Genomic DNA, 20,879 nt, shown 5'->3' with positions numbered 1-20,879 from the left:
AGTTTCATCAAAGTAGGGGTTGCGTCGCATGTGTGGCATCGTCGGTATCGTCGGTAAGTCGAACGTCAATCAGGCGCTGTATGACGCGCTAACCGTGCTCCAGCACCGCGGCCAGGACGCTGCCGGTATCGTGACCAGCCACGACGGCCGGTTGTTCCTGCGCAAGGATAACGGCCTGGTACGTGATGTCTTCCAGCAGCGCCACATGCAGCGCCTGGTCGGTCACATGGGCATTGGCCATGTCCGCTACCCGACCGCGGGCAGCTCCACCTCGGCCGAGGCTCAGCCGTTCTATGTCAACTCGCCCTATGGCATCACCCTGGCGCACAACGGCAACCTGACCAACGTCGAGCAACTGGCCAAGGAGATCTACGAATCGGATCTGCGCCACGTCAACACCAACTCCGACTCGGAAGTGCTGCTCAACGTGTTCGCCCATGAGCTGGCCGTGCGCGGCAAGCTGCAGCCGACCGAGGAAGACGTGTTCGCCGCGGTCTCCCACGTGCACAGCCGCTGTGTCGGTGGCTACGCTGTGGTGGCGATGGTTACCGGCTATGGCATCGTCGGCTTCCGTGACCCCAACGGTATCCGTCCGGTCGTGTTCGGTCAGCGTCATACCGACGAGGGCGTCGAGTACATGATTGCCTCCGAAAGCGTTGCCCTGGATGTGCTCGGTTTCACCCTGATCCGTGACCTGGCGCCGGGCGAAGCGGTGTACATCACCGAGGAAGGCCAGCTGTTCACCAAGCAGTGCGCCAACAACCCTAAACTTCAGCCGTGCATCTTCGAACATGTCTACCTGGCCCGCCCGGACTCGATCATGGACGGCGTCTCGGTGTACAAGGCGCGCCTGCGCATGGGTGAGAAGCTGGCCGAGAAGATCCAGCGTGAGCGCCCCGATCACGACATCGACGTGGTCATCCCGATCCCAGACACCAGCCGTACCGCTGCCCTGGAGCTGGCCAACCACCTGGGTGTGAAGTTCCGCGAAGGCTTCGTCAAGAACCGTTATATCGGCCGGACCTTCATCATGCCCGGCCAGGCCGCACGCAAGAAATCGGTGCGCCAGAAGCTCAATGCCATCGAGCTGGAATTCCGCGGCAAGAACGTGATGCTGGTGGACGACTCCATCGTGCGCGGCACCACCTGCAAGCAGATCATCCAGATGGCCCGCGAAGCCGGTGCCAAGAATGTCTACTTCTGCTCCGCGGCCCCCGCGGTGCGCTATCCCAACGTCTACGGCATCGACATGCCGAGCGCTCACGAACTGATCGCCCACAACCGTACCACCGAACAGGTGGCCGAGTTGATCGGCGCCGACTGGCTGGTCTACCAGGACCTGCCTGACCTGATCGAATCGGTCGGTGGCGGCAAGATCAAGATCGAGCACTTCGATTGCGCGGTGTTCAATGGTGAATACGTCACCGGCGACATCGACGAAGCCTACCTTGAGCGTATCGAGCAGCAGCGCAACGATTTGGCCAAGGCGAAGAATCAGGCTGTCAGCGCGATCATCGACCTCTACAACAACTGATTTGGGAGCGACGGCATGACCGATCAATGGGATGCCGGTCGACTGGACAGTGACCTCGAGGGTGTCGGTTTCGACACCCTGGCGGTGCGCGCCGGTCAGAACCGTACACCGGAAGCCGAGCACAGCGAAGCGCTGTTCCTGACCTCCAGTTATGTCTTCCGCACGGCCGCCGATGCGGCTGCGCGCTTTGCTGGCGAAACACCCGGCAACGTCTATTCGCGTTACACCAACCCGTCAGTACGCGCTTTCGAGGAACGTCTGGCGGCCATGGAAGGCGCCGAGCAGGCCGTGGGGACCTCTACCGGCATGGCCGCGATCCTGGCCGTGGTGATGTCCCTGTGCAGCGCCGGTGATCATGTGCTGGTGTCGCAGAGCGTGTTCGGCTCGACCATCAGCCTGTTCGAGAAGTACTTCAAGCGTTTCGGCGTGCAGGTGGACTACGTGCCGTTGGTCGACCTCAGCGGGTGGGAAAAGGCCATCAAGGCCAACACCAAGCTGCTGATCGTCGAGTCACCGTCCAACCCGCTGGCCGAACTGGTCGATATCGCCGCACTGGCCGAAATCGCCCACGCCCGCGGCGCGATGCTGGTCGTGGATAACTGCTTCAGTACCCCGGCATTGCAGCAGCCACTCAAGCTCGGTGCCGATATCGTCTTCCACTCCGCGACCAAGTTCATCGACGGCCAGGGCCGTTGCATGGGTGGCGTGGTGGCTGGGCGCAGCGAGCAGATGAAAGAAGTGGTGGGCTTCCTGAGGACCGCCGGCCCGACGCTCAGCCCGTTCAACGCCTGGATCTTCACCAAAGGTCTGGAAACGCTAAAGCTGCGTATGCGCGCCCACTGCGAAAGTGCCCAAGCGTTGGCAGAGTGGCTGGAGAAGCAGGAGGGTGTGGAGAAGGTTCATTACGCCGGACTACCTAGCCATCCGCAACACGAACTGGCTAAGCGCCAGATGAGTGGTTTCGGCGCGGTGGTCAGTTTCGAGGTCAAGGGGGGCAAAGAGGGCGCGTGGCGCTTCATCGATGCGACCCGCGTGATTTCCATCACCACCAACCTGGGTGACAGCAAAACCACCATCGCTCACCCTGCTACCACCTCCCATGGGCGTCTGACGCCGCAGGAGCGTGAAGCCGCAGGCATCCGCGACAGCCTGATCCGCGTCGCTGTCGGCCTGGAAGACGTGGCTGACCTGCAAGCCGATCTGGCCCGCGGTCTGGCGGCGCTGTGATCGACTGGAAGGGCGGTGAGCCGGGCCACAATGGTCGGGTCGCCTTGGTCACCGGTGCCGCTCGCGGCATCGGACTGGGCATCGCCGCTTGGCTGATCTGCGAAGGTTGGCAGGTGGTGCTCAGCGACCTGGACCGCGTGCGGGGTTCCAAAGTGGCCAAGGCCCTGGGCGACAATGCCTGGTTCGTGTCTATGGATGTCGCCGACGAGGCCCAGGTCAGCGCTGGCGTCTCTGAGGTGCTGGCGCAGTTCGGCCGTCTGGATGCCTTGGTCTGCAATGCGGCTATCGCCAATCCACACAACCAGACCCTGGAGAGCCTGTCGTTGTCCCAGTGGAACAGGGTGCTGGCGGTCAACCTCAACGGGCCGATGCTGCTGGCCAAGCATTGTGCGCCCTACCTGCGCGCCCATGGCGGGGCCATTGTCAACCTGACATCGACCCGGGCCCGGCAGTCAGAGCCGGACACCGAGGCCTATGCGGCGAGCAAGGGTGGCCTGTTGGCGTTGACCCATGCACTGGCCATGAGCCTTGGGCCGGAGATTCGCGTCAATGCGGTCAGCCCTGGCTGGATCGACGCCCGGGACCCTTCCCAGCGCCGTGCCGAACCGCTGACCGAGGCTGATCATGCCCAGCATCCTGCGGGCAGGGTAGGGACGGTGGAGGATGTCGCGGCGTTGGTGGCCTGGCTGTTGTCACGCCAGGCAGGGTTCGTCACCGGCCAGGAGTTCGTGGTCGATGGCGGGATGAGCCGCAAAATGATCTACACCTGAGCTGCAGGCTTTTAGCCACAAGCTGCAAGAGGGGACCGTGAGGTCCCTTCGTCATTTGTGGGACAGGACTACTTGCTACAGCGGCAGGCGTTTCCTTGTCGCTTGCCACTCGCAGCTTGTAGCTTTTTCGGCCTTTTTGAAAAAAAATCCAATGGGGCTATTGACTTAGCTTCGGTACCTGCGTAAATTTCGCGGCCTCAGCGAAGCAAACGCACCAAGCAACACTGCGAGGGTGATTAGCTCAGCCGGGAGAGCATCTGCCTTACAAGCAGAGGGTCGGCGGTTCGATCCCGTCATCACCCACCACTTCCTGAGATGTTCCTGACCCAGGAGACTTCGTAAGAAGCTTCCTAATTGAGAGGAACCGGACGCAAGTCCATATGCGCAGCGGTAGTTCAGTCGGTTAGAATACCGGCCTGTCACGCCGGGGGTCGCGGGTTCGAGTCCCGTCCGCTGCGCCACTTTTTCTTCAGATGGGTGTCATCACCGGTCTGAGGTCTGAAGGCCAAGAGCACTTCAGGCCGATCCCAGTTTCAATCAGGTGAAAGCCTGAACGATACGCAGCGGTAGTTCAGTCGGTTAGAATACCGGCCTGTCACGCCGGGGGTCGCGGGTTCGAGTCCCGTCCGCTGCGCCATCTTCGCTTCGAGGTCCCATGAACACCTTGAAGCAACAATCAAAGCGATCAGCGTGTCGCTTTTTTTTTGCCTGCCTTTCGAGCCGTGATCGAAAGGGGGATCCCAGTTTCAATCAGGCGCAAGCCTGAGCGATACGCAGCGGTAGTTCAGTCGGTTAGAATACCGGCCTGTCACGCCGGGGGTCGCGGGTTCGAGTCCCGTCCGCTGCGCCATCTTCGCTTCGAGGCTCCATGAACACCTCGAAGCAACACGAAAGCGACCTTAGGGTCGCTTTTTTGCTTTCTGGGCCCGCCTCACTCAAGTGGGCCTGCTTGTCGATTATATGAATTTTGCCCAGCCAAGCGTGCAACGCGGTTTCAGTGATGAGCCATGTGTTGCACAATAGGCGCAGTTTGTCCTACCCGGAATCCATGATGTCCAGAACCTCCGTCTTCGGTGCGCTCGGGCTAGCCCTTGTGCTGGCGGGCGTATCCGGTTGCTCCTCGAAGAAGCCCGCCATCTACGAGCACGAAAACTTCGACGACTCGGGCACGTTTTCGCGCAGCTTCCCGGTCAGCGAAGCTGGCTCGTGCGAGGCAGCCCGGCGTGCGCTGCTCAGTCAGGGTTACATCATCACCAGCAGCGGTGCCAACCAGATCGCGGGTAACAAGAGTTTCCAGCAGAACGCCGAGAATCACCTGCAGATCAGCTTCAACATCACCTGTGTCCCGGACAGCGGTGATGAGCAGCGCTCCACCATGTTCGCCAACGCCCTGCAGGATCGTTATGCGCTGAAGAAATCCAACACCTCTGCGAGCCTTGGCGTGGGCGTGCTGGGTTCGGTATCCATGCCTATCGGTTCGACTGACGATTCCATGGTCAAGGTGGCCAGCGAGACAGTCACTGCGCCGCAGTTCTACGAGCGCTATTTCGCCTTGGTCGAAAGTTACCTGCCAAAGCCTAAGAAAGTGAAAAAGGCCGAGCCCAAGGTCGAGACGCCCAAGTCCGAAAAGCCGGCTGCTGATCTGGGGCTGCCAGAGCAGACCTCTGCACAGCCTGTGGCCGCGCCGCTCGCGGTCAGCGCACCGGCTTCGACAGCTGAGCCCGTACCGCCCCCAGCCCCCGTGGCAGGCCCAGTTGCAGCCCCAGTTGCACCCGCAGCCCTCGCGGCGCCTGCCAGCGAAGTACCGGCGGCCCCCATGGTCGATGATAGCCAGGGCTCGCAGCCTGTCACCCCGCCTGCCGAACCTGCGCCGATCCAGGTGCAGCAGGAGGCTCCTGTAACCGAGGCGGCGCCTGCGCCTTTGTAAAGGCGATCACCTAACTTCCCGAATGTCGGCTACGTTTACCTTTCATAAACCTGTCATGAAACCTTCATCCGTCCCGCTTAGCGTGACGGCATGACCGAACAGATGAATGAGAAGAGGAAGCAAGCCAATGGATGACTATCAGGAAGAGCTGCTCGAATACCAGGCCTATGAGCTGGACCCTATGGAGCCGGCGGACGACGCCACCGAGCTCTAGCATTTCACACAGGCCTTAGCCCACCCGCCGCTGATTGCGGCGAAACTCCCCCGGCGTCAGGCTGGTCCAGCGCTTGAATGCGCGCTGGAAGGCCTCCGCCGAGGCAAACCCCAAAAGATAAGCGATTTCACCGAAGGCCAGCTCCGTATCGCGGATGTAGGTTTCGGCGAGGTCGCGGCGTGTGTCATTGAGCAGGCTGCGAAAGCGCGTGCCTTCCTCGGCCAGCTTGCGACGCAAAGTCCAAGTGGGTAGTTGCAGGTGACGCGCCACGGCTTCAAGGTCCGGTTCCTGTCCACCATTGAGCAACGGGCCGAGCAGATGAGTGATGCGTTCACCCAGGCTGCGCACGCGGGTGCGTTGGGCCAATTCCGCTTCGCACAGCTGCAACAGGTGCTGCCAGGTGCTAGGGCAATGCTGGAGGTTGGGCAAATCCAGGGTGGCGCGGTCCAGGCGCAATTGGTTGCTGGATGCGCCAAACTGCACCGGGGTTGCGCTCAACGCCTGGTATTGGGCCGCATAGCTGGGCGCCTGGAATTCGATCTCCATGCGCTCGGCCTGCACCGAGTGGCCTGCCAAGTGCGAGAGTTGGGCCAGCCAGCCAGCCAGCAACGAGTCGACCACGAAACGGTTGTAGGCATTGTAGGGGCTGATGGAGTAGAAGCGCAGCCAAGCGCCGTGGGCGTCCTCCTGAAAGCTCGACTGGCCCCGGTAATTGGCGGCATACAGCGGCTCGAAGTGCAGCAGGACACGCGCGGCCTCGCCCAGGGTCGGGGCCTGGGCTGCCGTGACGCCAGCCAGCCCTGCCTGGGCCAGACGACTCAAGCGGCCCATGTGCAGGCCTAGGGCTGGTTCGCCGCACAGCTCGATGGCGGCATGACCCAAATGCATGTAGCGGGGAATCGACAGGCGTGCGCCCGCTTCGGCCAGGCGAGGGTGGTCCAGTCCATAGCGGCGTAGGAGAGGAGCCGGGTCGTGGCCCAGTTGCTGGAGTGCTTCGCCCAGCGGTTGGACGAAGCCCACCGAGAGGTCGCCCAGGCGTACGCGAGGCCGGGTCATGGGGTTACAACCAAAGGTTCAGCAGGCGCGCACCCTGGCTGGAAGTGCCGGCCAAATGGGTGCCTGCCTGGTTGGCAAAGCCCTGTCCGTCACTGCCTTGTTCCCAAAACTGGCCACGCAGGAATACGCTCAGGCTTGGGGTGATGCTGTTGGCGGTCAGGGTCAGTTGTTGCCAGGCCGTCTGTTCGCTGACTTCGCCACGTTGCAGTGGCAATTCGGCCGTCGCGTCTTGGTGGCGGTTGCCGCGCCAGGGTGTATTCCAGGTGTCCTTGCCGCTGAGGAAAACAGGATTGGCGATCAGATCCACCGACTGCTGCGCCAATTGCCGGTAGTTTTCCGGGTACCAGCTGTCGCTGCCCACCAGCACGCCGAGGCGGCCAGCCGGGGTCTGAATGACCTGCAAGGGAAACTTGCGTCCGTGATGGACGTAGCGGCGTACTTCGCTGTCCGGATACTGTTGGCGTTGGGGTTGGCCCAGTACCGAACCGTCACCGCCGAACACCAGGCTGCTGTTGAACAGAGGGCCGCTGCCGGGGCGCAGCACGCCGTTATCCAGGTAGGGCGCGGGCAGGACGATGGAGCCTGCCACCAGCGTCACGCCGAACTCCTTGGCCAGGCCACCGAACAGTTGCTGATAGTCGCTGGCCATCTGTTCGGCCTTCATTCGCAGGTGGGCGTCGGAGCGGCGATCGTCACCGGTGGCGGTGAGCATGGCCAAGCCGTAGCGCAGTGGGTTGCTCACCTCCAGCCACTGCCAGGCTTCGTGGCGCTGGGTGACCTGGTACAGCTCGTTCTTTTCGCCCCGGGCCCAGAGCCAAGTACCGATGTGTTCCGGCAACACCACCACTGTACGCGGGCTGACCAGACCTTGGGCGCGAGCCTGTTCCAGATAGGCTGACAGCTTGCGGTGCAGACGTTGCAGGTTCTGGTAATCGCCCGGGTAGAGCACCGGTTCGATTCCCAGCAAGTTGCCGTGTTCGCCCGGTACGCCGTGATTGAGCGCCAGTTCGATTCGCAAATCGGAAAGGTAATGGCCTTCCGGTCGCTGCATCGTCCAGAAGCCGTAGCCGCAGAGGGCGGCGATCATCACCAGCGCTAGAGCGCCTGCCAGGAGTTTTCGCATGAAGCGCCAAGGCACCTTCACTGTATAGGGTGTCCTAGGGTAGACCTGCTGTGCAGGAGGATCAATAAGTTGTCAGTTTCGATCATTGAGCCTGTTCAAACGGCTGTTTAATGTCGCTGTCTATAAACGACGGGGCCTGCGAGGCACCCGCGCTCCGTGATCCTGCCACCTGGGAGTTCATCCATGGCCGCCACCCTTTATCCGCACCTGCTGGCCCCGCTCGACTTGGGCTTTACCACCTTGCGCAATCGGACCTTGATGGGCTCGATGCACACAGGCCTCGAGGAGCGCCCAGGTGGTTTCGAACGCATGGCCGCCTATTTCGCCGAGCGGGCTCGGGGTGGTGTCGGCCTGATGGTCACCGGTGGCATCGCGCCGAATGACGAAGGCGGGGTGTATTCCGGCGCGGCCAAGCTCAGTACCGAGGAGGAGGCCGACCAGCACCGGATCGTCACCGAGGCTGTGCATGCCGCCGGTGGCAAGATCTGTCTGCAGATACTGCACGCCGGGCGTTACGCCTATAGCCCACGCCAAGTCGCGCCCAGCGCCATCCAGGCGCCGATCAACCCGTTCAAACCCAAGGAGCTGGACGAGCAGGGCATCGAGAAGCAGATCGCCGACTTCGTCAACTGCGCCACGCTGGCCCAGCGCGCGGGCTACGACGGCGTCGAAATCATGGGGTCGGAAGGCTACTTCATCAACCAGTTCCTCGCCGCCCATACCAACCAGCGTACCGACCGTTGGGGCGGCAGCTACGAGAACCGCATGCGCCTGGCCGTTGAAATCGTGCGCCGGGTGCGTGAGGCAGTCGGGACCGATTTCATCATCATCTTCCGCCTGTCGATGCTCGACCTGGTGGAAGGAGGCAGCACGTGGGACGAGATCGTGCTGCTGGCCAAGGCCATCGAGCAGGCCGGGGCTACCTTGATCAACACCGGAATCGGCTGGCACGAGGCGCGCATTCCAACCATCGCCACCAAGGTGCCGCGCGCGGCTTTCACCAAAGTGACCGCCAAGCTGCGGGGCGCTGTGAGCATTCCGCTGATCACCACCAACCGTATCAACACGCCGGAAGTGGCCGAAGCCGTGCTGGCTGAAGGCGATGCCGACATGGTGTCCATGGCCCGACCATTCCTGGCTGACCCGGAGTTCGTCAACAAGGCCGCCGCAGGCCACAGCGAAGAGATCAACACCTGCATCGGTTGCAACCAGGCCTGCCTGGACCACACCTTCGCCGGCAAGCTCACCAGTTGCCTGGTCAATCCTCGTGCCTGCCACGAGACCGAGCTCAACTACCTCCCAGTCACCCAGATCAAGCGCATCGCCGTGGTCGGTGCGGGCCCCGCGGGCCTGGCCGCGGCTACTGTGGCCGCCGAACGTGGTCACCAAGTGACGCTGTTCGACAGTGCCAGTGAGATCGGCGGGCAGTTCAATGTTGCCAAACGTGTCCCAGGCAAGGAAGAGTTCCATGAAACCCTGCGTTACTTCCGCAACAAGGTGGCGCGCACCGGTGTCGACCTGCGTCTGAATACTCGGGTCGGGGTCGATCAGCTGGTGGCGGGCGGTTTTGACGAGATTATTCTCGCCACCGGCATCAGCCCTCGCACACCGGCCATTCCAGGCATCGAGCATGCGAAGGTGTTGAGCTACCTGGACGTGCTGCTCGAGCGTAAACCGGTCGGTAAGCGCGTGGCGGTGATCGGAGCGGGCGGCATCGGTTTCGACGTATCCGAGTACCTGGTACATCAGGGGGTGGCTACCAGCCAGGATCGCGAGGCGTTCTGGAAAGAGTGGGGCATCGATACCCATCTCGAGGCCCGTGGTGGTGTGGCAGGCATCAAGGCCGAGCCGCATGCGCCAGCGCGGCAGGTGTACCTGTTGCAGCGTAAGAAAACCAAGGTCGGCGATGGCCTGGGCAAGACCACAGGCTGGATTCACCGCACAGGCCTGAAGAACAAGCGGGTACAGATGCTCAACAGCGTGGAATACCTGGCCATCGACAATGATGGTCTGCATGTGCGTATCGGCGAGGGCGAGCCGCAGGTGCTGGCAGTGGACAATGTCGTCATCTGCGCGGGCCAGGAGCCGCTGCGTGAGCTGTACGACGGGCTGGTCGCGGCGGGGCAATCGGTGCACCTGATCGGTGGGGCGGACGTTGCGGCGGAGCTCGATGCCAAGCGGGCAATCAACCAGGGGTCGAGGTTGGCTGCTCAATTGTGATCGTCTCGAGGGTGCGGGGGCTTTGCATCCCCCGCAGTCTGTTCCGCTTCCCGTGATCTCGGTCTTGGGAAGTTTCTTCAAAGACGCTCGGAAACGTCGCCTGTAGGGATGATCGGGATTACGCGTACGCTCCTGAAAGCTATCCAAGCTTATGAGAGCGTTGCATGTTTTCCACCAAAATCATTAGTGCATTTACAGCCTCGCGTCTATTCAGCACGAGCGTGTTGTTGTGGTTGTTAACTGCGCCGCTTGATGGTCAGACAGCAGAGGTCACTGTCAGTGCTCGTTACAAGGGGAATGTGACCGGAGCGTTTGAGAACACCACACCCCAGGCCAGCTTCTGCAGTATCTGGGTCGGTGTGTGCAAGGACTTCCAGGCGTTCACGGTGAGCTTGCCGCTAACCTACGACAAGGTGTCGACCCATCAAGCTGCGAATGCACGGGAACAGTTCTACATAAAGTTACCGGCACGTCGTACTGTTCAGGTGGTCCATGAAAAGGGCATCGACACCCATCAGCTGGTTTTCGAGATCACTCACAGCAGTCAGAAAATACAAGGCGACACAAATTTTTCCAATACGGCAAATCCTGTGTTCACGGCTTATCCTCAGGGCGGCTGCAGTTATCTGAGAACCTATCTGACTGCGCATCGGGCTTATTATCTTTGGGCAACGCGGTCACCCGAAAGTCCCTCGCCCTGTTATTCCAGCGGTCAGGGGGGGCAGCCAAAAGAGGTGTATTTCACCCCGGTGAGTGACATGGGGATCGGCTATAGACTGACCATGCCTTCAGCTTTGCGCATGAAGCAGGGCCTCTATCGAGGCAGTGCAAGCTTCACGGTGGGGCCGGGAGGTGATTTTGATCTGGGCGATGGCGTCAGCAATCTCAACTCGCCGACTCTCACAATCAACTTTGAACTGGACGTGCAGCACGCCTTCGTCCTGAACTTCCCCGCAGCGAGTGATCGTGCCGTGCTGGAACCTCCAGGGGGCTGGTCGCGGTGGCTCGGGGGTGGCACGCCGCCTTCTCGCCTGGAGCGCAGCCTGCGCTTGAACCTGTGGTCCACTGGCCCGTTCAAGGTCTATAAGACGTGTCAGTACGATCAAGGGACGAGCTGTGGCATTCGCAACGGCGCGGGGCATCAGGTGCCGGTAGACGTGGCCTTGACGCTGCCCTCAAGCGTGCAGCATGCCAATGCGCCTGTGCAGCGACTGACTATTCCGACCGGCCGCGCTAGCGCCCTGGCGTTTGACATGGCCATGCCCGTGGCTGGCCAGTCGGGGCAGTTGCACTTCGATGTCGTCTCCCAGCATGTCAAATCCATGCTCGACTATCCCGGCAGTGTGTATCAGGGCGATGTGACGGTATTGTTCGATGCCACGCTCTGAGCGGGTGCCCACCGGGTGCAAAGGCGCAGGACGGGGTGCACAGGAGCCTCCTGATCTCGATACACTCGCCTAATGTCTTACGCCTTTGCCGACCTTCCCCAAGCACCTTTGCAGCCGTTGTCCTTGCCCTGGCTCGAGGACGCCGGTGTCCAGCTCGCCGTGCTGCGGCTGGACTTGATCGACCCGCTGATCAGCGGCAACAAAGGCTTCAAGCTTCGCCACCACCTGCGCGACGCCCATGCCATGGGCGCCCCCGGGCTGATCAGCCTCGGCGGCAATCACTCCAATCACCTTCACGCCCTGGCGGCGGCGGGCAAGCGCTTTGGCTTCGCCACCGCGGGGCTGCTGCGTGGGCATCCGCAGGACACTGCCACCGTTCGTGATCTGCAGGCCTTTGGCATGGAGCTGCACTGGTTGGGTTACGGCGGCTACCGGGAACGTCACCAGGTAGGTTTCTGGACGCCTTGGCTGGCGCGCTATCCTGGGTGGTACTGCATTCCCGAAGGCGGTGGCGGGCTGGCGGGCGCCGAGGGTTGTCGACTGATCGTGGAGCAGGCGAGGGCGCAGCTACCGATGCTGGGTTGGACGGATTACCACGGCTGGTGGCTGGCGGTGGGGACCGGGACCACGTTGGCAGGCCTGGTGATGGCAGAGCAGGGCCGTCGTGGGGTGCATGGCGCCTTGGCGGTGCCACCTGGGCATGGCGTCGAAGAAAACCTCTCGGCCTTGGTGCAGGGCGGCTATGAACTGCATGGCGCGTGCCGTGGCGGATTCGCCCGGATCGACGATGAGCTGCTGGCGTTCATTGACCAGAGCGAGAGCGAAAGTGGCCTGCCGCTGGAAGCGGTGTACACCGGCAAGGCCTTGTTGGCCCTGCGCGATCAGGTCGTGGCCGGGCGTTTTGCGCGCGGCACACGCCTGATCTTCCTGCACACCGGCGGGCTGCAGGGACGTCGCGGTTACTTGTAGGGCAGCATGCGCAGCAGCGTGTCGTCGCGGCGCACATAGTGGTGATAGAGGCCGGCCACGGCGTGCAGGCCGATCAGCCAGTAGCCCCAACTGCCGACTCGCTCATGCCAGCCTTTGACGAATTTGGCCAGGTCTTGATCGGGCGCGACCAGTGCAGGCAGGTCGAGGCCATAGAAAGGGATCGGTTTGTCGGCGGCGCTGAGGATGATCCAACCGGCGATTGGCAGGCCGATCATCATCACATACAGCAGCAGGTGCACCAGGTGCGCCAGCCCCGTCTGCCAGGCCGGTGGCTTGGGGACGATCGGTGGCGTCGGGCGGCTCAGGCGCAGGGCCAGGCGCAGCCAGACCAACACGAACACCGTCAGGCCAAGCATGAAGTGCAATTCTTTCGTCAGGTCGCGCTCGGCGCTGCCTTTGGGAAACAGACCGCGCAGCTCGATGGTGGCGTAGACCGCAGCCAGTAGCACCAGCATCAGCCAGTGCAGGGTGATGGACAGACGCGCGTAATGCGCCGTGGGCGTGGGTGAAGCCATGGTGGTTCCTCATCATCAGGTCGCAATTGCGCTCTTGAGTGGCGCGTGAGAGGTATTTTAATGGCAGGCTGGATTTTTTCTTTGCGCCAGGTCGATGAAATTTGTTCTTGGTGTGGCCCCGACGCGAGGTCGGGGCGCTTTGATTATCAAGCCGAGAGTTGCGGCCAACTGTCGGCGACCAGGAACACCCGCTCGGTCTCTTGCCAGGTACCGTCCCCGGCCACCTCCAGCCTGACCAGCAATTGCGCGCGCGCCTGATCGTCCAGTTCGCCCAGCCAGGCCTCGAACTGCAGGGGCGACCAGCACGCCGTGGCCTCCACCCGCGCCGGTGCCAGCCAGGCATGGCGGGGCAGGGGCTGCCAGCGTCCGGTTGGATTGGCCTGCTGGTAATCAGGCCAGTCGCTTCGACGCAACCAGCGCCCGCGCAGATGCTGTGCGTTGGCGCCGACCGGTGATTCGGCAAGCACTGGCCAAGGGTAGAACAGGTAGCCGCCGAGCCAAGCATGTGCCCGTGCCTCGTGCACCCCTAGCGATGCCAGGGCCTGGCGGCTCTGGGGCCAGGATGAGATCGTCAACTGATGGCGGGCCAGGTGGCCCAGTTTGCGGTCCAGGCGGTCATGGCAGCCCGGGCCCAGCCAGTGCGCCGGATCATGGCCGTCCCCGCCGGATGGCCCCAGGTAGAGCTTGATGGCCAGTTCCAGATGGTGAACGCCTTCCCGGTCACGTAGGACGATATCCAGCTCTCCCAGGGTGTGTCCGCCTTCGCGGATCGGCAGGTTGGCTGCCAGCAGCTCGACGCCGGGCGCTTGGCCCAGGGCGAACTGCCACAGGCTTTCGTAGTACAGCCCGAGGCGGTGGCTGGTGAGGCGGGCGAGCCAGTCGAGCAGCGCCTGTTCGTCTTGGTCCAGCGCCAGTAGCCACTGTCGCAGGCGTTCGGGGTCGTCCGCCCAGGCGCTGGCCGTCAACGGGTGACGTTGCGCACAGGGCGGTTGGCTCAGCAGGGCAGGCGACAACACTGTCCACGCCAGGTCGCGTACGGCGGGGCGGCGCAACTGGCCAGGGAGGTCGTGAAGATCGGCGAAAGGCGTCATCCAGCGAGCATAGCCGGTTTGCCGCTGGCTGGTCGTTTCGCCCATAATCCCAAGGGCCACACTGGCCATCCGTCACCCCGCCGCAGAGCCTTGCAGGAGCACCATGGAGCAATTTCGCAATATCGGTATCATCGGTCGCCTTGGCAGCTCCCAGGTGCTGGACACCATTCGCCGACTGAAAAAATTCCTGATCGAGCGCCACCTGCATGTGATCCTCGAGGACACCATTGCCGAGGTGCTGCCCGGCCATGGCCTGCAAACCTCCACACGCAAGCTGCTGGGCGAGGTCTGCGACCTGGTCATCGTGGTCGGTGGCGACGGCAGTCTGCTCGGCGCGGCTCGCGCCCTGGCTCGACACAACATCCCGGTGCTGGGGATCAACCGCGGCAACCTGGGCTTTCTCACCGACATCCGTCCCGACGAGCTGGAGACCAAGGTCGCCGAGGTGCTCGACGGCCACTACCTGGTGGAAAACCGCTTCCTGCTGCAGGCGGAGGTACGTCGTCACAACGAGGCCATCGGCCAGGGCGATGCGCTCAATGACGTGGTGCTGCACCCAGGCAAGTCGACGCGGATGATCGAGTTCGAGATCTACATCGATGGCCAGTTCGTCTGCAGCCAGAAGGCCGACGGCTTGATCATCGCCACCCCCACCGGCTCCACCGCCTACGCGCTCTCCGCGGGTGGGCCGATCATGCACCCCAAGCTCGATGCCATCGTCATCGTGCCGATGTACCCGCACACTTTGTCCGGGCGGCCGATCGTGGTGGACGGCAACAGTGAACTCAAGATCGTCGTCTCCCAGGACCTGCAGATCTACCCGCAGGTCTCGTGCGACGGCCAGAACCACTTCACCTGCGCCCCAGGCGACACCATCACGGTAAGCAAGAAACCGCAGAAGCTGCGCCTGATCCATCCGCTGGACCATAACTACTACGAGGTGTGCCGCACCAAGCTCGGCTGGGGCAGCCGTCTGGGGAGTGGAGGCGACTGATGTTCGATCCGGCACGCAGTTTCGACATCATCGGCGATGTACACGGTTGTGCCCTGACCCTGGAACGCCTGCTCGACGCCATGGGCTACAAGCGCCAGGGGGGCGTGTGGCGCCATCCTCGCCGCCAGGCGCTGTTCCTCGGCGATATCGTCGATCGCGGCCCGCGCATCCGCGAGGCCTTGCACATCGTCCATGACATGGTCGAAGCCGGGCAGGCCTTCTGCATCATGGGCAATCATGAGTACAACGCCCTGGCCTGGGTCACTCCGGCGCTGCCAGGCAGTGGCAAGACCTACGTGCGCGAGCACACCCCGCGCCACGCTCGGCTGATCGACGAAACCCTGACCCAGTTCGCCCAGCACCCAGGTGACTGGCACGATTTCCTGCAATGGTTCTATGAGCTGCCGTTGTTCGTCGACGCTGGGCGCTTCCGCCTGGTCCATGCCTGCTGGGACCCGGGGCTGATCGAGCCGCTGCGTCGGGAGTACCCGAACGGGTGCATCGATGAGCATTTCATCCAGGCCTCGGCGGTCTCCGGTAGCTTTGCATCTACCGTGTGCAACCGCCTGCTGCGCGGTACCGACATGCGCCTGCCGGACGGTCTGACGCTGACCGGTGGCGATGGTCTGACTCGCGCCTTCTTCCGCACCAAGTTCTGGGAAGAAGACCCTCAAACCTATGGAGACATTGTGTTCCAGCCCGACGCCCTGCCCGAGGACGTGGCCCGCACGCCCCTGAGCCACAGCCAGAAAAACGCCCTGCTGCGTTACGCCGAAGACGAGCCGTTGCTGTTCGTCGGTCACTACTGGCGCAGCGGCCGCCCGGCCCCGATCCGCGGCAACCTGGCCTGCCTGGATTACAGCGCCGTGCTCTACGGCAAGCTGGCGGCCTACCGCCTGGATGATGAAACCCGCATCGACCCCCACAAGTTCGTCTGGGTCGACGTCGAACGCCCGCAGGCCAGCCAATGAACGTGATCGCCGCAATGCGCCTGCCGCTGTCGGTCGACCTGGGCGGATTCGTCAAGATGTTGCGCCGGTTGCAGGTCCCGCACCGGGTAGTCGAGCAGGGACAGGAGCAGATCCTCTGGGTGCCGGAGTCGCTGGCCGAGGACGTGCGCGAGCTGTATCAGCGCTATCCTGAGGGCAACGACGAAATCCAGTTGCCCGAAGAAGTGCTCGCGGGCATGGCCCAGCGTCCCTCCCTGGCTGAGCAGGCCCGGGCCTGCAAGATCACCGCCGGGATGCTGCTGGCGTGCCTGGTCGTCGCCGTGCTGACCGGTCTGGGTGACAACCTGTCGACGGTTGGCTGGTTCACCTTCCTGGATTTCCGAGTGCAGGGCCAGTACCTGTACTTCACCTCGCTGGAACAAGGCTTGGCCGAGGGGCAGTGGTGGCGGCTGGTGTCGCCGATGCTGTTGCATTTCGGTGTGCTGCACCTGGCCATGAACGCCCTTTGGTACTGGGAGTTGGGGCGGCGCATCGAGTTGCGCCAGGGCCCTTGGGCGTTGCTGGGCCTGACCTTGCTGTTCAGCCTGGTGTCCAACCTGGCCCAGCATTACACCAGCGGCCCCAGCCTGTTCGGCGGCTTGTCCGGTGTGCTCTACGGTTTGCTCGGGCATGTCTGGCTGTACCAGTGGCTGGCGCCCAGCCCGTTGTTCAGCCTGCCCAAGGGCGTACTGGTGATGATGCTGGTGTGGCTGTTGATCTGCCTGACCGGCGTGATCGGCCAGCTCGGCTTCGGCCAGATCGCCAATGCCGCCCACGTCGGTGGACTGCTCATCGGATGCCTGACCGGGCTCTTGGGCGGGGCCCTGGCACGGCGTAAACTGTCGGCTTGATTTAGGAGATGTTATGTCCACCTTTGCGCAAATGATCGAAAACATCACCCCCGAGATCTACGAGAGCCTGAAACTGGCCGTGGAAATCGGCAAATGGGCTGACGGCCGCAAGCTGACCCCGGAGCAGAAAGCGCTGTCGCTGCAGGCGGTGATCGCCTGGGAGATGAAGAACCTGCCCGAGGAGCAGCGCACCGGCTATATGGGCCCACAGGAGTGCGCGTCGAAATCGGCACCGGTCCCCAACATCCTGTTCAAGTCGGACTCGGTACATTGATCGAACTCGCTCGTGGCTCTCTGAGCAAAATGGCGGTGCGCCTGGAAGCACCGGTTGTCCAATACGCCTTTCGCCTCGGTGAGGAGCAGGTGCCGGTCAATCCACTGATCGGCAAGACCCTGCGCCTGGAGTACCTCGGCGCCATCCACTGCACCCACTGCGGCAAGCGCACCAAGACCAGCTTCAGCCAGGGTTACTGCTACCCCTGCATGACCAAGCTGGCCCAGTGCGATGTCTGCATCATGGCCCCGGAAAAATGCCATTACGACGCCGGCACCTGCCGTGAGCCGTCCTGGGGCGAGCAGTTCTGCATGACCGACCATGTGGTGTACCTGGCCAACTCCTCGGGTATCAAGGTCGGTATCACCCGCGCCACCCAGCTGCCCACCCGCTGGCTCGACCAAGGCGCCAGCCAGGCCTTGCCGATCCTGCGCGTGGCCACCCGGCAACAGTCTGGCCTGGTCGAGGATCTGCTGCGCAGCCAGGTACCGGACCGTACCAACTGGCGAGCGCTGCTCAAGGGCGACGCCGACGTGCTCGACCTGCCAGCCATCCGCGAACAGATCTTCGATGCCTGCGCCGAAGGCCTGCAGGGCTTGCAGGCGCGCTTTGGCCTGCAGGCGATCCAGCCGCTGGCCGACGCCGAAGTGGTCGAAATGCGCTACCCGGTCGAGGCCTATCCGAAAAAGATCGTGAGCTTCAACCTGGACAAAGACCCTGTGGCTGAAGGCACGCTGCTGGGCATCAAGGGCCAGTACCTGATCTTCGACACCGGTGTGATCAACATTCGCAAGTACACGGCCTATCAATTGGCCGTGCACCAGTAAAAGGACCAGCACGATGCGTACCGAACAACCGCAAGTGATCTACCTCAAGGATTACCAGGCGCCTGAGTACCTGATCGACGAGACGCACCTGACGTTCGAGCTGTTCGAGGACCACAGCCTGGTCCATGCGCAGTTGGTCATGCGCCGCAACCCGGCCCGGGGCGCTGGTCTGCCGCCGCTGGTGCTCGACGGCCAGCAACTGGAGCTTCTGAGTGTGCAGCTGGATGACCAGACGCTGGCCACCGGCGACTATCAGGTCGATGACGACAGCCTGACCGTGCAGCCCAAGGCCGAGCGGTTCACCCTCGACACCAGCGTGAAGATCCATCCAGAGAGCAATACCGCGCTCGAAGGCCTGTACAAGTCCGGCAAGATGTTCTGCACCCAGTGCGAGGCCGAGGGTTTTCGCAAGATCACCTACTACCTCGATCGCCCGGACGTGATGAGCAAATTCACCACCACCGTGATCGCCGAGCAGCATCGCTACCCGGTGTTGCTGTCCAACGGCAACCCGGTCGGCAGCGGACCGGCCGAGGACGGTCGTCACTGGGCAACGTGGGAAGACCCGTTCATGAAACCGGCCTACCTGTTCGCCCTGGTGGCCGGTGACCTGTGGTGCGTCGAGGACACCTTCACCCGCCAGTCCGGTCGTGACGTGACCCTGCGTATCTACGTGGAGCCGGAGAACATCGACAAGTGCGACCACGCCATGGTCAGCCTGAAGAAGTCCATGCGCTGGGACGAGGAGGTCTACGGCCGTGAATACGACCTGGACATCTTCATGATCGTCGCGGTCAATGACTTCAACATGGGCGCCATGGAAAACAAGGGCCTGAACATCTTCAACTCCAGCTGTGTGCTGGCGCGTGCCGAAACGGCCACCGACGCCGCCCACCAGCGGGTCGAGGGGGTGGTGGCCCACGAGTACTTCCACAACTGGTCGGGCAACCGGGTGACCTGCCGCGACTGGTTCCAGCTGTCGCTCAAGGAAGGCTTCACCGTGTTCCGCGACGCCGAGTTCAGCGCCGACATGAACTCGCGCACGGTCAAGCGCATCGAGGACGTAGCCTACCTGCGCACGCACCAGTTCGCCGAGGACGCAGGTCCCATGGCCCATCCGGTTCGCCCGGACAGCTTCATCGAGATTTCCAACTTCTACACCCTGACCGTGTATGAAAAGGGTGCCGAAGTGGTGCGCATGGTCCGTACCCTGCTGGGCAGCGAAGGCTTCCGCAAGGGCAGCGACCTGTACTTCGAACGTCATGACGGCCAGGCCGTGACCTGCGATGACTTCATCAAGGCCATGGAAGACGCCAACGGCGTGGACCTGACCCAGTTCAAGCGTTGGTATAGCCAGGCCGGCACGCCGCGCCTGGAGGTCAGCGAAGCCTATGACGCTGCCGCGCAGACCTACAGCCTGACTTTCCGCCAGAGCTGCCCGCAGACCCCGGATAAAGCCCAGAAGCAACCGTTCGTGATCCCTGTGGAACTGGGCCTGTTGGACGCCCAGGGCAACGACCTGCCACTGCGCCTGGCCGGCGAAGCTGTACCGCAGGGCACCAGCCGCGTGCTGTCGGTGACCGAAGCCGAGCAGACCTTCACCTTCGAAGGCATCGCCGCCAAGCCACTGCCGTCGTTGCTGCGTGGTTTCAGCGCGCCGGTCAAGCTGAGCTTCCCCTACGATCGCGACCAGTTGATGTTCCTCATGCAGCACGACAGCGATGGCTTCAACCGCTGGGAAGCGGGTCAGCAGCTGTCGGTGCAGGTGTTGCAGGAGCTGATCGGCCAATATCAGCGCGGCGAGGCCCTCAAGCTCGATCAGCGGCTGATCACTGCCCTGGGCACGGTACTGGGCAATGCGGCGCTCGATGCAGCGATGGTCGCCGAGATGCTGTCGCTGCCCGGTGAGGCGTACCTGACCGAGATCAGCCAGGTGGCCGACGTCGATGCCATCCATGCAGCCCGTGAATTCGCTCGCAAGCAGATCGCCGAGCAGCTGTTCGACGCCCTGTGGGCGCGCTACCAGGCCAACCGCGAAGTCTCCAGCAAGACCCCTTACGTCGCCGAAGCCGAGCACTTCGCGCGCCGCAGCCTGCAGAACATCGCCCTGTCGTACCTGATGCTCACCGGCAAGCCGCAGGTGTTGCAGGCGACATTGGAGCAGTTCGAGCACTGCGACAACATGACCGAGCGTCTCACCGCCCTGGCGGTGCTGGTCAACTCGCCGTTCGAGGCCGAGCGCGCCAAGGCCCTGGACGCCTTCGCCGAGCACTTCAAGGACAACCCGCTGGTCATGGACCAGTGGTTCAGCGTGCAGGCCGCCAGCCCCCTGCCGGGTGGCCTGGCGCGGGTCAAGGCGCTGATGCAGCACCCGGCCTTCACCCTGAAGAACCCCAACAAGGTGCGTGCGCTGATCGGTGCCTTCGCCGGGCAGAACCTGGTGAACTTCCACGCCGCCGACGGTTCGGGCTACCGCTTCCTGGCGGACCTGGTGATCGAGCTCAACGCCCTCAACCCGCAGATCGCTTCGCGCCAGTTGGCGCCGCTGACCCGCTGGCGCAAGTACGACGATGCGCGCCAGGCTCTGATGCGTGGCGAGCTGGAGCGCATCCTGGCTTGTGGTGCGCTGTCCAGCGATGTGTATGAAGTGGTGAGCAAGAGTCTGGCCTGAACCGGACTGACAGGGGCTGCTGGGCAGCCCCATTGCAGGCTTCGTCAGCCCCTATCAACCTAGGTGGGAGCTGGCGAAGCCTGCGATGGGGCGCAGCAGCCCCTTTCTTTTGCTTAACAAAACATAACGTCCCGCTCGTTGTTTTCCCGCCGATATCCCCGATAGGATGGCCCCAAAGCCATTGCAGTGCTCTGGAACAGGGTTTTCGCAGCACCTGC

General features: G+C 62.8%; 17 protein-coding genes and 4 tRNA genes. 17 read left to right on the top strand and 4 right to left on the bottom strand.

Features of this window, described 5'->3' with window-relative positions:
• The first annotated feature begins 28 nt into the window (after positions 1 to 28).
• The 8 genes from purF to AB1N67_RS17445 all read left to right on the top strand — a co-directional run bounded on the left by purF (position 29) and on the right by AB1N67_RS17445 (position 5,458).
• Positions 29 to 1,534: an amidophosphoribosyltransferase gene (gene purF / locus AB1N67_RS17480; protein ID WP_043206817.1), complete on the top strand. Its 1,506-nt coding sequence runs from the start codon at positions 29 to 31 to the stop codon at positions 1,532 to 1,534.
• Between the two features lie 15 nt (positions 1,535 to 1,549).
• A complete protein-coding gene (locus AB1N67_RS17475) occupies positions 1,550 to 2,761 on the top strand; it encodes an O-succinylhomoserine sulfhydrylase (RefSeq protein ID WP_043206813.1) in 1,212 nt (403 codons plus the stop codon).
• A complete protein-coding gene (locus AB1N67_RS17470) occupies positions 2,758 to 3,531 on the top strand; it encodes an SDR family oxidoreductase (RefSeq protein WP_043206810.1) in 774 nt (257 codons plus the stop codon). The genes AB1N67_RS17475 and AB1N67_RS17470 overlap by 4 nt, the downstream gene beginning before the upstream one ends.
• Before the next feature lie 230 nt (positions 3,532 to 3,761).
• Positions 3,762 to 3,837, top strand: a tRNA-Val gene (locus AB1N67_RS17465).
• Between the two features lie 78 nt (positions 3,838 to 3,915).
• A tRNA-Asp gene (locus AB1N67_RS17460) sits at positions 3,916 to 3,992 on the top strand.
• 99 nt (positions 3,993 to 4,091) lie between these two features.
• Positions 4,092 to 4,168, top strand: a tRNA-Asp gene (locus AB1N67_RS17455).
• A gap of 136 nt (positions 4,169 to 4,304) precedes the next feature.
• A tRNA-Asp gene (locus tag AB1N67_RS17450) sits at positions 4,305 to 4,381 on the top strand.
• 201 nt (positions 4,382 to 4,582) lie between these two features.
• Positions 4,583 to 5,458 (top strand): DUF2242 domain-containing protein, encoded by an 876-nt coding sequence (locus tag AB1N67_RS17445; protein WP_197853104.1) that lies wholly within the window; start codon positions 4,583 to 4,585, stop codon positions 5,456 to 5,458.
• 229 nt (positions 5,459 to 5,687) lie between these two features.
• Here AB1N67_RS17445 and AB1N67_RS17440 read toward each other — a convergent pair whose 3' ends face one another.
• Together AB1N67_RS17440 and AB1N67_RS17435 are read right to left on the bottom strand one after the other, a co-directional pair.
• Complete coding sequence (locus AB1N67_RS17440) at positions 5,688 to 6,728, bottom strand: AraC family transcriptional regulator (protein ID WP_090343817.1); 1,041 nt, start codon at positions 6,726 to 6,728, stop codon at positions 5,688 to 5,690.
• A 4-nt stretch (positions 6,729 to 6,732) separates the two neighbouring features.
• The gene (locus AB1N67_RS17435) at positions 6,733 to 7,851 is read right to left on the bottom strand and encodes a carbon-nitrogen hydrolase family protein (protein WP_090344033.1); all 1,119 of its coding nucleotides are present in this window, start codon (positions 7,849 to 7,851) and stop codon (positions 6,733 to 6,735) included.
• 183 nt (positions 7,852 to 8,034) lie between these two features.
• Between AB1N67_RS17435 and AB1N67_RS17430 the strand changes: the two genes are divergently transcribed.
• The 3 genes from AB1N67_RS17430 to AB1N67_RS17420 all read left to right on the top strand — a co-directional run bounded on the left by AB1N67_RS17430 (position 8,035) and on the right by AB1N67_RS17420 (position 12,428).
• Positions 8,035 to 10,071: an NADPH-dependent 2,4-dienoyl-CoA reductase gene (locus AB1N67_RS17430; protein ID WP_090343819.1), complete on the top strand. Its 2,037-nt coding sequence runs from the start codon at positions 8,035 to 8,037 to the stop codon at positions 10,069 to 10,071.
• A 164-nt stretch (positions 10,072 to 10,235) separates the two neighbouring features.
• Positions 10,236 to 11,459, top strand: coding sequence for a hypothetical protein (locus AB1N67_RS17425; protein WP_090343821.1), 1,224 nt, complete (start codon positions 10,236 to 10,238; stop codon positions 11,457 to 11,459).
• 72 nt (positions 11,460 to 11,531) lie between these two features.
• Entirely contained in the window at positions 11,532 to 12,428 is an 897-nt protein-coding gene (locus AB1N67_RS17420; RefSeq protein ID WP_367863319.1) for a 1-aminocyclopropane-1-carboxylate deaminase/D-cysteine desulfhydrase, read from the top strand.
• Here the strand turns inward: AB1N67_RS17420 and AB1N67_RS17415 are convergent.
• Both AB1N67_RS17415 and AB1N67_RS17410 read right to left on the bottom strand, forming a co-directional pair.
• The gene (locus AB1N67_RS17415; RefSeq protein WP_367863318.1) at positions 12,419 to 12,964 is read right to left on the bottom strand and encodes a cytochrome b; all 546 of its coding nucleotides are present in this window, start codon (positions 12,962 to 12,964) and stop codon (positions 12,419 to 12,421) included. The genes AB1N67_RS17420 and AB1N67_RS17415 overlap by 10 nt on opposite strands.
• Positions 12,965 to 13,110: 146 nt before the next feature.
• The gene (locus AB1N67_RS17410; protein ID WP_090343825.1) at positions 13,111 to 14,100 is read right to left on the bottom strand and encodes a DUF1853 family protein; all 990 of its coding nucleotides are present in this window, start codon (positions 14,098 to 14,100) and stop codon (positions 13,111 to 13,113) included.
• 58 nt (positions 14,101 to 14,158) lie between these two features.
• Between AB1N67_RS17410 and AB1N67_RS17405 the strand changes: the two genes are divergently transcribed.
• The 6 genes from AB1N67_RS17405 to pepN are packed head-to-tail and all read left to right on the top strand — an operon-like array spanning position 14,159 to position 20,661.
• On the top strand, positions 14,159 to 15,049 hold the full coding sequence (locus AB1N67_RS17405; protein WP_043206793.1) for an NAD(+) kinase: 891 nt from the start codon (positions 14,159 to 14,161) through the stop codon (positions 15,047 to 15,049).
• Positions 15,049 to 16,020, top strand: a complete 972-nt coding sequence (locus AB1N67_RS17400) for a metallophosphoesterase (protein ID WP_090343828.1) — start codon at positions 15,049 to 15,051, stop codon at positions 16,018 to 16,020. Before AB1N67_RS17405 ends, AB1N67_RS17400 begins: the two co-directional genes overlap by 1 nt.
• Complete coding sequence (locus AB1N67_RS17395) at positions 16,017 to 16,889, top strand: rhomboid family intramembrane serine protease (RefSeq protein ID WP_102081944.1); 873 nt, start codon at positions 16,017 to 16,019, stop codon at positions 16,887 to 16,889. Before AB1N67_RS17400 ends, AB1N67_RS17395 begins: the two co-directional genes overlap by 4 nt.
• Positions 16,890 to 16,902: 13 nt before the next feature.
• Positions 16,903 to 17,163 (top strand): YeaC family protein, encoded by a 261-nt coding sequence (locus tag AB1N67_RS17390; protein ID WP_043206786.1) that lies wholly within the window; start codon positions 16,903 to 16,905, stop codon positions 17,161 to 17,163.
• A complete protein-coding gene (locus AB1N67_RS17385; RefSeq protein WP_043206785.1) occupies positions 17,160 to 17,990 on the top strand; it encodes a DUF2797 domain-containing protein in 831 nt (276 codons plus the stop codon). The genes AB1N67_RS17390 and AB1N67_RS17385 overlap by 4 nt, the downstream gene beginning before the upstream one ends.
• Before the next feature lie 13 nt (positions 17,991 to 18,003).
• A complete protein-coding gene (gene pepN, locus AB1N67_RS17380) occupies positions 18,004 to 20,661 on the top strand; it encodes an aminopeptidase N (RefSeq protein ID WP_043206782.1) in 2,658 nt (885 codons plus the stop codon).
• Positions 20,662 to 20,879: the final 218 nt, after the last annotated feature.

Source organism: Pseudomonas guariconensis (assembly GCF_040822035.1).
In the GTDB taxonomy this organism is placed as follows: Bacteria; Pseudomonadota; Gammaproteobacteria; order Pseudomonadales; family Pseudomonadaceae; genus Aquipseudomonas; species Aquipseudomonas guariconensis.
Note: the sequence above shows the minus strand (reverse complement) of the source record. Positions and strands in the feature narration are given on the sequence as shown.

What these genes read in the sequence shown, in the direction of transcription:
- pepN (WP_043206782.1), top strand. Translation starts at nt 18,004, where the DNA reads ATGCGTACCGAACAACCGCAAGTGATCTACCTCAAGGATTACCAGGCG.
- AB1N67_RS17415 (WP_367863318.1), bottom strand. Translation starts at nt 12,964, where the DNA reads ATGGCTTCACCCACGCCCACGGCGCATTACGCGCGTCTGTCCATCACC.
- AB1N67_RS17445 (WP_197853104.1), top strand. Translation starts at nt 4,583, where the DNA reads ATGTCCAGAACCTCCGTCTTCGGTGCGCTCGGGCTAGCCCTTGTGCTG.
- purF (WP_043206817.1), top strand. Translation starts at nt 29, where the DNA reads ATGTGTGGCATCGTCGGTATCGTCGGTAAGTCGAACGTCAATCAGGCG.
- AB1N67_RS17440 (WP_090343817.1), bottom strand. Translation starts at nt 6,728, where the DNA reads ATGACCCGGCCTCGCGTACGCCTGGGCGACCTCTCGGTGGGCTTCGTC.
- AB1N67_RS17390 (WP_043206786.1), top strand. Translation starts at nt 16,903, where the DNA reads ATGTCCACCTTTGCGCAAATGATCGAAAACATCACCCCCGAGATCTAC.
- AB1N67_RS17420 (WP_367863319.1), top strand. Translation starts at nt 11,532, where the DNA reads ATGTCTTACGCCTTTGCCGACCTTCCCCAAGCACCTTTGCAGCCGTTG.
- AB1N67_RS17425 (WP_090343821.1), top strand. Translation starts at nt 10,236, where the DNA reads ATGTTTTCCACCAAAATCATTAGTGCATTTACAGCCTCGCGTCTATTC.
- AB1N67_RS17430 (WP_090343819.1), top strand. Translation starts at nt 8,035, where the DNA reads ATGGCCGCCACCCTTTATCCGCACCTGCTGGCCCCGCTCGACTTGGGC.
- AB1N67_RS17395 (WP_102081944.1), top strand. Translation starts at nt 16,017, where the DNA reads ATGAACGTGATCGCCGCAATGCGCCTGCCGCTGTCGGTCGACCTGGGC.
- AB1N67_RS17410 (WP_090343825.1), bottom strand. Translation starts at nt 14,100, where the DNA reads ATGGGCGAAACGACCAGCCAGCGGCAAACCGGCTATGCTCGCTGGATG.
- AB1N67_RS17475 (WP_043206813.1), top strand. Translation starts at nt 1,550, where the DNA reads ATGACCGATCAATGGGATGCCGGTCGACTGGACAGTGACCTCGAGGGT.
- AB1N67_RS17405 (WP_043206793.1), top strand. Translation starts at nt 14,159, where the DNA reads ATGGAGCAATTTCGCAATATCGGTATCATCGGTCGCCTTGGCAGCTCC.
- AB1N67_RS17435 (WP_090344033.1), bottom strand. Translation starts at nt 7,851, where the DNA reads ATGCGAAAACTCCTGGCAGGCGCTCTAGCGCTGGTGATGATCGCCGCC.
- AB1N67_RS17400 (WP_090343828.1), top strand. Translation starts at nt 15,049, where the DNA reads ATGTTCGATCCGGCACGCAGTTTCGACATCATCGGCGATGTACACGGT.